Source organism: Ruegeria sp. HKCCE4148 (genome assembly GCF_017872495.1).
In the GTDB taxonomy this organism is placed as follows: domain Bacteria; phylum Pseudomonadota; class Alphaproteobacteria; order Rhodobacterales; family Rhodobacteraceae; genus Ruegeria.
The window spans coordinates 156,264-165,500 of sequence record NZ_JAEDOS010000006.1; the positions used below are offsets into that span (position 1 = coordinate 156,264).

At 56.2% G+C, this 9,237-nt stretch carries 8 protein-coding genes; 1 reads left to right on the forward strand and 7 read right to left on the reverse strand.

The genetic code is table 11. The features are described from left to right. The first annotated feature begins 46 nt into the window (after positions 1 to 46). Positions 47 to 805 (forward strand): hypothetical protein, encoded by a 759-nt coding sequence (locus I9187_RS16655; RefSeq protein ID WP_170418903.1) that lies wholly within the window; start codon positions 47 to 49, stop codon positions 803 to 805. On the opposite strand, the gene I9187_RS16660 is transcribed toward I9187_RS16655, so the two are convergent. From I9187_RS16660 to I9187_RS16690, 7 genes are all read right to left on the reverse strand, one after another. Continuing rightward, positions 806 to 1,747, reverse strand: a complete 942-nt coding sequence (locus tag I9187_RS16660; protein WP_170621296.1) for a metallophosphoesterase — start codon at positions 1,745 to 1,747, stop codon at positions 806 to 808. Continuing rightward, positions 1,737 to 3,170 (reverse strand): hypothetical protein, encoded by a 1,434-nt coding sequence (locus tag I9187_RS16665; protein ID WP_170699435.1) that lies wholly within the window; start codon positions 3,168 to 3,170, stop codon positions 1,737 to 1,739. Before I9187_RS16665 ends, I9187_RS16660 begins: the two co-directional genes overlap by 11 nt. 758 nt (positions 3,171 to 3,928) lie before the next feature. After that, positions 3,929 to 5,257, reverse strand: coding sequence for a type III glutamate--ammonia ligase (gene glnT, locus I9187_RS16670; RefSeq protein WP_209509932.1), 1,329 nt, complete (start codon positions 5,255 to 5,257; stop codon positions 3,929 to 3,931). Positions 5,258 to 5,343: 86 nt separating this feature from the next. After that, the gene (locus tag I9187_RS16675; protein WP_171176286.1) at positions 5,344 to 6,672 is read right to left on the reverse strand and encodes an FMN-binding glutamate synthase family protein; all 1,329 of its coding nucleotides are present in this window, start codon (positions 6,670 to 6,672) and stop codon (positions 5,344 to 5,346) included. A 20-nt stretch (positions 6,673 to 6,692) separates the two neighbouring features. Further along, complete coding sequence (locus tag I9187_RS16680) at positions 6,693 to 7,376, reverse strand: GXGXG domain-containing protein (protein WP_170508319.1); 684 nt, start codon at positions 7,374 to 7,376, stop codon at positions 6,693 to 6,695. A 1-nt stretch (position 7,377) separates the two neighbouring features. Further along, entirely contained in the window at positions 7,378 to 8,274 is an 897-nt protein-coding gene (locus tag I9187_RS16685; RefSeq protein WP_170508320.1) for a glutamine amidotransferase family protein, read from the reverse strand. A gap of 167 nt (positions 8,275 to 8,441) precedes the next feature. Continuing rightward, positions 8,442 to 9,092 carry an XRE family transcriptional regulator gene (locus I9187_RS16690; protein WP_170682348.1) on the reverse strand — a complete coding sequence of 217 codons (651 nt, stop codon included), beginning with the start codon at positions 9,090 to 9,092 and terminating at the stop codon, positions 8,442 to 8,444. Between the last annotated feature and the right edge of the window lie 145 nt (positions 9,093 to 9,237).

Genomic DNA, 9,237 nt, shown 5'->3' on the forward strand with positions numbered 1-9,237 from the left:
AGATGGCGGAACGCAATCTGCCAGAGCAAGCAGGAAGGAAGTTAAGTTGAACAAGACTTTCCCACTCATGGCCGCGCTATTGATGGTGCTGTTGCCAGGCGCTGCGGTAACACAAATCGACCCCGCGACCATGTTGGCCGGTACTACGGAGTCGGAAATACTTATCGAACGACGTTGGTTACAGTTTCGGGGCAAACAGGAACTGTATTTCTTCACTCTCGACGTCATCGTAACTGTCATACTGACTGGACTAATCGTCTATCACCCCGTGAGGCGGAGAGCCCGCAGAAGTGTCAGTGATATCGTCATGCCGCGACTGTTCTTCCTATACGCGCTTGTTGGCATGGCGGTTGGGTTTCTGGTCGTACAGCACGGATCGATGATCGGGTTCGTGATATTTGGAATAGGAGCTCTGCTGCGGTTCCGGTCAAATATGGATGACCCGGTCGACACGGTGGAAATGATCATAGTCACCGTGCTTGGGCTGGCGGTAGGGCTGGGCTTGCCCTTGATGGCCACGCTGGTGGCGGTTGTTTGTTGGTGTTTCATTTGGCTTGGTGGACGCAACAAGGGTGTTGAAATTTCCCTCAAGGCCTCAGACGAAGAGCACTCATTAAAAGTCAGCGGAGCCATTGAAGCCATGGCCGCAGACGCTGGCTGGAAGCTGGTCAGAAAACACCACGTTCCGGGCAAATCTCGTGTTTCATTGCTTTTCATCACCTCGGGTGGACTTTCGGAAGCCCGGATCGAAGAGATGATAAATGATCTGGTCCCTGAAAAAGTTGAGCTGAAACTCAACTTCTAGTCATTTCACAAGGTCCAAGCGTTTCAATACCGCATTCGGGGATCTGATCTCTTTTGGGAGCGACTTGAAGTTAACCGACCTTTCGAAATCAGGCCCTCGATATACTGCTATCCCAAACTCTCCGTTCGACTGGAACGTAACATGCGTGAAGCTGTGAGGTGATCTGGCGCTATCGCCAATAAGCCGCCGCGGGCCACCGCCCAAACAAGCCTGTGAAACATAAGCCACACCGCCTTTCCAACCCGGATAGAAGGCATGATGGTGGCCTGACAGATGCAGAACAACACCGCTTTCCAGATAGATTTTCTCAAGTGTCGGGTCACCGATGATTTCGCGTTCGCGCTGGATCGCGAAAGGCCAAAGTGGGAGGTGACTGAAAGTGACAATCGGGTCTCCATCTGAACCCAGTTCCTTTAGCCGGTCCTGCTGGTCGCCGGATAGCGGCCCTAGGGTTGTTGCATCCAAAGACGCAAATGTTACACCCTGCATCTCAAATGCGTAGAAGAACGGGTAGTCATCCGAAATCAGGAAATCGACGTCTGGCTTTCTCGGTGTCCATTGCTCTGCATATATTTTTCTTTCACGCTCGAACCCTCGGTAAGCAGAGGCATCGTGGTTCCCAGGCGTGACCGCAAATGGAATTCCGGCGGCCTCTAAAGGATCTGATACGGCTTCGTGAAAGGCATTCCACATCTCCCTGACTTGTTTGTCTGACAAGTTGGGAATGCGCTGTCCCGCGACCATATCGCCCGTCGAAATCACCAAATCGGGATCAATCTCGATTATCCGTTCAATCGCCGTATCGACCCGAGGCGCATACTTTACCGAACCGTAACTGCCGTTCAGGTCCGATATGACGATGACGTCCAATGCCGCCGCTTTGCAGGCGATTAGAGCGGTCCAAATGAACGCCGCAAAAAGCGTAGAAAGCCTACGGGTCATTACAATCCACTGTCTCTACCTCGGTGTTGTTTCTCAAAAAGAATGCGACAGGATCCAAGTCGAACATCAAATCACCATTAGAACAATTGTCCTGGAGAATGGACGTTGCCAACTCGGTGTTTTTTACAACCTGTGCAATCTGCCTATCTGACAACCCAAGGCTTCGCGACAACCAGCCGTAGACGGGACCTTGAGATTGAAGATCATTATTCAAAGCGACCAAGCGCCGGTACGTGCTTGGAGAGAAGTGCCGCATTTTCTCCAGCATTTGAGTGGATTTCGCGAAGTTGGCATACTCGACCCGCCCACCAGCATCGTTGTCGTTTAGATTGCTGCGACGGATCAATAATGCGTCGGCGGGAATATCTCCATCGTTTGGCTCATGGTGTTTGGCTTTCTTGTGCTTCAGCTTTCCGTCTTCGACCCAATACCAATAGGGTGTGAAGTCTATGTTTCCTACGCGGTCCTGCTGGCTAAAGATAAAGTCGAGGAGAACAATCTCGGTCAGTTCTTGCATCCAAAATGCCATCTGTTGGTCACTGACATCGGGACCGAGATCCTTGTTGATCATCCGGTCTTTTCGGCCTTCTTTCACGCCCTCTGCAATGGCCTCTAGCAAGGGTTTTGAAGATCGCAAAGCCAAGAAAGCGGGGGTTTCCTGAAAATCGCGGTTCTGACCTTTCCCCCAACCAGATTTGCGGGTGCCGTTGATTTCCGAGCCGTATCGATGCCCGGGACTGTCAAGCAGTACACCGTAAATTTGCGTTCGATCCGAGGTGAACAGATCATCGGTGGGTTGGTATGAATTTGGGTCGGAATCCGCAGCTGCGAAGACCCGCCAGCCTTCATGGTTCATGCGCCCGCCATGAGAGCCACCAGAAATCGCAAGGCCAGGTTCGGCAACCTCGGAAAAATGCGCCTGGGCGTCCATGCTGCGCCAAACAGCGACTGGAACTTTTACAGTCGTGTCGAAATATCTGGAGAAATGATAGTAAAGCAGCGACGAGGTGGAAAAGGTTCCGCTGGTGCCCTTTTGGTTCATGGTGGATTTGAATTTGGCCACCCTGTCCTTGGCCAGATCTTTCGCCGCCTTCCCCTCTTTGCAAGCGTTTCTCTCGAACTCAGAACGGTTCCCCGCGTAGGGCCCTTCCGAAATATCGTAGACGGCCATTCCTGGGCTGGTGCTCCAGGTTTTTGGGCAAATAGCGATACCGGGTGCATAGAAATCGATCTCGCAATAGGCTGTTTCTTCCTCAAGATCGCTTTTCTTATACTCGCCCGTAGGAGTTTTTTCGATCCGAATACAGCGTTCAGTAACGCCGTTGGGACTCTCAAATGTCGTGGCTTCACCAAGAACATCGTCGTTCGCCCACAAGACGGTGGGTGCAATGAAAGCAAGTGACCCCAGAAGATTGAACTTCATTTGGATAGTCCTTCTGATATCATTTGGGACAAATCGCTGCCTGTTGTTCGGCGGAGATCTTCAAATTGGGGTCAACACTGAAGTTGGCGAATTTTGAGTCAATCCACTGGTCACACCCGCCTGAACACGGGGCCCCGTTTCGGGCATCATTCCAATATTCCTTGGCCCTGCCTTCCGTCCAACCGCAAAACTGAACGAGTGCCATTGCCGACAATGCCCCCGAAGAATGAACGCCCCACATGCAGTGCACCAAGACAGGGCCTTTTCCGGGGTTTTCAATCACCTCGTGTATGGACGCCATGACAGCATCGGGTCGGGAGGATCTGGCGCTCTGATAGTCAAAGGATCCGTTTCCGCAGCTGGTGCGACCGTATTCAGTGTTTTTGCCGAAGTCGGCATAGAACCCAGTTGAAAACCCTTCACCGCACAGAGTTTCGCGTTGACCGTCACTTAGGCCTGTTCGATCCTTGTCGCCGCCCTTGAAACCGGATCGATACAGCACTCCGCTTAAGACTGGACGAAAGAAAGCGACACCATCAACGCCTCCGTCACCACCCTTTGACAGCATTTGACTGTTACTTGGACCGCCATTTCGACTGGTCACGTCAGAATTCGCCGCGGTTGCCAGAACACCAATGAATATGAGGGACGTCAAAAACCGCATGCCAGCTCCTTTCTATTTTTCAGCCTGTTATGCTCAAACTCTTCCCACTTGGCGGGGCCAGAACATCCTAAAACAACGCGATGGGATCAAACAGTTAGACATCCAATGTGTGTTCTTTTTCCCAACGCGAAAAGTGGTTTGTAAAAGACATCCACTCCTGCTTCTTCATCTTCAGGTAAGCGGCCGAGAATTCCTCGCCCATAGCAGCCTTCAACCCTGCATCCTTGTCATATTCGCGCAGCGCGTCCAGCATGTTCAGCGGCAGCTTGGGCGCATCGGTGACAGTGTGCCCTTCGGCATACATGTCGATATCCCAGCGTTTGCCCGGATCAGCCTCGGACCGGATGCCCGACAGACCGGCGGCGATGATGACCGCCTGCAACAGGTAGGGGTTGGTGGCCCCATCGGGTAGACGCAGTTCGAACCGGCCCGGTCCGGGGACCCGCACCATATGGGTGCGGTTGTTGCCGGTCCATGTGACCGTATTGGGCGCCCATGTGGCCCCCGACATGGTGCGCGGCGCGTTAATGCGCTTGTAACTGTTCACCGTCGGATTGGTGATCGCTGCCAGCGCGCTTGCATGTTTCATGATCCCGCCGAGGAAATGCTTGCCCTTCTCGCTCAGGCCCACCTCACCGGTCGGACCGTCGCCTTCACCTGCAAATACGTTGGTCTTCGCGTCCGCGCCCGGCGCATCCCAGACCGAGATATGGGCGTGACAGCCATTGCCAGTCAGCCCCTCGACCGGCTTGGGCATGAAGGTGGCTCGGAAGCCGTGCTTTTCGGCCACCGATTTGGTCATGAACTTGAAGAACGAGTGCTTGTCGGCGGTGCGCAGTGCATCGTCAAATTCCCAGTTCATCTCGAACTGGCCGTTGGCATCCTCGTGGTCGTTCTGATACGGACCCCAGCCCAGGTCCAGCATGTAGTCGCAGATCTCACGCACGACATCATAGCGGCGCATCACCGCCTGCTGGTCATAACAGGGCTTTTCTGCCGTATCGAACGGGTCGCTGATCTGCTCGCCATCGGGGGTCAGCAGGAAGAACTCGGCCTCGATGCCGGTTTTGACATGCATTGCTTCGGCGGCGGCTTCGTCGATCAGGCGACGCAGCACGTTGCGCGGGGCCTGTGCCACATCTTCGCCCTCGATCACGCAATTGGCCGCGACCCATGCAACCTCGGGCTTCCACGGCAGTTGGATTACCGAGGACGGATCGGGCACCGCCAGCATGTCAGGATGGGCGGGCGTCATGTCCAGCCATGTGGCGAACCCGGCAAAGCCCGCGCCCTCGTCCTGCATGTCGGCAATGGCCTGCGCGGGCACCAGCTTGGCCCGTTGCCCGCCAAACAGGTCCGTGAATGAGATCATGAAGTATTTGACGCCTTTTTCTTTGGCGAAAGCTGCCAGATCTGTCGTCATGGTCGGCCTTCCTTTCCCTGTTTATATGTCTCAATAGAAGAAAGGCGCCGCCCTTTTTAGGACCGCGCCCTGGTGTCATGTATCGATCAGAACCCGGTTTTGCCCGGGTACCAGTCGGTGCCTGCCAGCGGCACTTTTGCCATCGCAGCGGCTTCCATAGTCAAGGCGCAGAGGTCCTCGGGTTCCAGATTGTGCAGGTGATTGTGACCACAGGCGCGCGCGATGGTCTGCGCCTCAAGCGTCATCACCTTCAGGTAGTTGCGCAACCGACGACCCGCCTCGATCGGGTCAAGGCGCGCGGCCAGTTCCGGGTTTTGCGTGGTGATGCCCGCCGGGTCCTGCCCTTCGTGCCAATCGTCATAGGCCCCGGTGGTGGTGCCCAACTTCTGATACTCGGATTCCCATTTGGGGTCGTTGTCACCCAAAGCGATCAGAGCAGCCGTACCAATGGCCACCGCATCCGCGCCCAAGGCCATCGCCTTGGCCACATCGGCCCCGGTGCGGATACCGCCCGAGATCACCAGTTGCACCTCGCGGTGCACACCCAGGTCCTGCAACGCCTGAACAGCAGGGCGGATACAGGCCAGCGTCGGAATGCCGACATGTTCGATGAACACGTCCTGCGTGGCAGCGGTGCCGCCCTGCATCCCGTCCATCACCACGACATCGGCCCCGGCTTTCACCGCCAGCGCAGTGTCATAATAGGGCCGCGTTGCGCCGACCTTCACATAGATCGGCACCTGCCAGCCGGTGATTTCACGCAGCTCTAGGATTTTTATCTCAAGATCATCCGGACCCGTCCAATCAGGGTGGCGACAGGCCGAGCGCTGGTCGATCCCCTTGGGCAGAGTGCGCATCTCCGCAACACGATCGCTGATCTTTTGGCCCAACAGCATACCACCACCGCCGGGCTTCGCGCCCTGGCCGACAACGACCTCGATGGCGTCAGCCTTACGCAGGTCATCGGGGTTCATACCGTAGCGAGACGGCAAATACTGATAGACCAGCTTGGACGAGTGCCCGCGTTCCTCAGGCGTCATACCGCCGTCACCAGTGGTGGTGGACGTTCCAGCCGCCGATGCCCCACGGCCCAGAGCCTCTTTTGCAGGACCGGACAAAGCGCCAAAGCTCATGCCTGCAATGGTGACAGGAATATCTAACTCGATGGGCTTCTTGGCAAAGCGTGTGCCCAGCGTCACCGAGGTATCGCAACGCTCACGGTACCCTTCCAGCGGATAGCGTGAGACCGAGGCGCCCAGAAACAGCAGGTCATCGAAATGGGGCACCTTGCGTTTGGCTCCACCACCGCGAATGTCATAGGTACCGGTGGCCGCAGCCCGCCGAATTTCGGCGTTGATCGGGTTGGTGAAGGTTGCCGACTGAATCGGCATGGTGCGGGGGATGGTCTGATCCATATCTTTCATACCCTTCGTACTCAGTAAGCGGCTGCGTTGTCGACGTCGAAGTTGTAAAGCTGACGGGCCGAGCCGTAACGCTTGAACTCTTCCGGCCGGGCGTCCGAGCCCGCGCGTTCCAGCAGGTCGGTCAGAGTTTCGATGTGCTCAGGCCGCATCTCTTTCTCGATGCAATCCGCGCCCAGGCTTTTGACCGAGCCGCGCACGAACAGCCGCGCCTCATAGAGCGAGTCGCCAAGCGCGTCGCCTGCATCACCACACACAACCAGATTGCCCGCCTGCGCCATGAACGCCGACATGTGACCAATATTGCCATGTACGACGATGTCGATGCCCTTCATCGAAATCCCGCAGCGCGAACTGGCATTGCCCTTGATCACCAGCAACCCGCCATGCCCGGTCGCACCTGCATATTGGCTAGCATCGCCGTCAACAATCACGGTGCCTGACATCATGTTCTCGGCCACACCCGGGCCCACCGAGCCTTCGATCTTGATGGTCGCCTGCTGGTTCATGCCCGCACAGTAGTATCCAGTCGAGCCTTTGACGGTGACCTCAATCGGCGCGTCCAGACCCACGGCGATGGCGTGGCTGCCCTTGGGGTTCTGCACTTCCCAATTGGTCCGGTTGGTCTCGGCGCTTTGCGCCTGAAGGGTCGAGTTCAAACCCCGCAGGCCGTTTTCTGCAACATCATAGGTCTGCATCTTAGTGGCTCCAGAAATAGACGGTTGCGGGTTCGGGTTCCCAGACCTTGGCGTCTTCGATGCCCGGCAGGTTTACTAGCGCGCGGTATTCGCTGCCAAAGGCCACGTATTGATCAGTCTCGGCCATAACCGCAGGTTTGCAAGCAATGGGGTCACGAACCACGCCGAACCCATCCTTGGTGCCGACCACGAATGTGAAGAACCCGTCGAGATCCTCCAAGCTGCTTTCCAGCGCCTCACCCAGAGTCGCGCCGTTCTGCATCTTCCAGGTCAGGTACGCCGCGCCCACTTCGGTGTCGTTCATCGACTCAACCCGCACGCCTTCGCGCTTGAGCTCGCGGCGCAGTGCATTGTGGTTCGACAGCGATCCATTGTGAACCAAACACTGATCCGCGCCGGTGTTGAACGGGTGCGCGCCTTCCGTGGTCACAGCGGATTCCGTTGCCATGCGCGTATGACCGATCCCGTGGCTGCCGCCCATGGTCGACAGGTTGAAGCGATCTGCCACGTCTTTAGGCAGGCCAACCTCTTTGTAGATCTCAATCGCGGCACCGTCTGACATCACGCGCAGACCGGGACGCAGATCGCGCACCGCTTGGCGGGCCTGTTCCACCTTCGTGCTGTCCAGTTTCAGAATCGCATGCGTGTCGTTGGCCTGCAGAGTAACCTCCGCCTCGATCGCCGCCCCCAGATCAGCGGCAAGCGCGGCGAAGTCCTCCTCAGGCTTGTCCGACTGCACTGTCAGCTTCGCGGCCCCGGCTACCTCGGCCCCATAGATTGCGATCCCTGCGCTGTCCGGGCCCCGGTCGGTCATTGTGACCAGCATATCCGTCAGCATCGAGCCCAGCTCGGGCTCCAATGTCTTGTCCTTGAGAAACAGGCCGACAATTCCACACATCAGCTTTTGCCCTATGAAATTTCATCGAGCCCGACGCTAACAGCGCAAGGCGAGAAAAACAACTATAAGAAATAAATATTCATGTGGGGAAACAATCGCGCGAGACACTCAAATCCGGCAACCGCCAGGAACGATGGCCGCCCGGCTCGAAAAACAATAAGCAAGACTTAGCTGGTCTGCGGATAAGAAATGATCGACAGGTATCTCGCTGGCAGTTTAACCAGAACTTCTGGCCCGTGCGGCGCGTCGGCATCAAAGAAAAGCGTGTCGCCGGGCTTCAGGGCATAAATGCTGTCGCCGTGGCGATAGTCCACCTCACCTTCGAGCATATAAAGCATCTCGATCCCATCATGCTGGAATGTCGGGAACCGGTCAGATTCCTCGGTTAGCGTGATCAGATAGGGCTCGACCACCACGCCACTGGCATTGGCCCCAAGATGGCCCAGAAGGTTATACTGATGCCCGGCCCGTGTGCCCGCCCGCTCGGTTTCGGCCCCCTCACCCGCTTTGGTATGCACTGCGTTTCGGGTTTCTTCATAGCGGCGAAAAAAAGAGGTAATCGGCGTGCTAAGTGCATCTGCTAAAGATTGCAGCGTGGTCAGCGACGGTGAGGTCGCCCCGTTCTCGATTTTGGACAGCATGCTGATCGACAGGCCAGTCAGAGCGGATAATTCGGCTATCGTGATCCCCTGCTGCAATCGCAACGCCCTAATTTCGCGTCCGATTGCGGTTTCCAGATTCTTCTCACCACTGTCCCGAACCTTATGCGGATCCTGTGACAGGATCGCTTTTTCATTGGTGGTTTCTGCCTGCGCCATCGCGGTCCTCTTGATCGCTTGTGGTGTTTGAACCAACCATGACATAAGAGCGACCGTTTTGTGTAGCTGGTCTTGCCAGGAAATTTTTATGGATCTGTTGCAAACTTTTTACCATTGACGCTCAAGAACGCTGAGAGTGAATAGC

Excerpts from the sequence above, each read along its gene's own strand:
- I9187_RS16660 (WP_170621296.1), bottom strand. The coding sequence starts at position 1,747 with ATGACCCGTAGGCTTTCTACGCTTTTTGCGGCGTTCATTTGGACCGCT.
- I9187_RS16665 (WP_170699435.1), bottom strand. The coding sequence starts at position 3,170 with ATGAAGTTCAATCTTCTGGGGTCACTTGCTTTCATTGCACCCACCGTC.
- glnT (WP_209509932.1), bottom strand. The coding sequence starts at position 5,257 with ATGACGACAGATCTGGCAGCTTTCGCCAAAGAAAAAGGCGTCAAATAC.
- I9187_RS16675 (WP_171176286.1), bottom strand. The coding sequence starts at position 6,672 with ATGGATCAGACCATCCCCCGCACCATGCCGATTCAGTCGGCAACCTTC.
- I9187_RS16680 (WP_170508319.1), bottom strand. The coding sequence starts at position 7,376 with ATGCAGACCTATGATGTTGCAGAAAACGGCCTGCGGGGTTTGAACTCG.
- I9187_RS16685 (WP_170508320.1), bottom strand. The coding sequence starts at position 8,274 with ATGTGTGGAATTGTCGGCCTGTTTCTCAAGGACAAGACATTGGAGCCC.
- I9187_RS16690 (WP_170682348.1), bottom strand. The coding sequence starts at position 9,092 with ATGGCGCAGGCAGAAACCACCAATGAAAAAGCGATCCTGTCACAGGAT.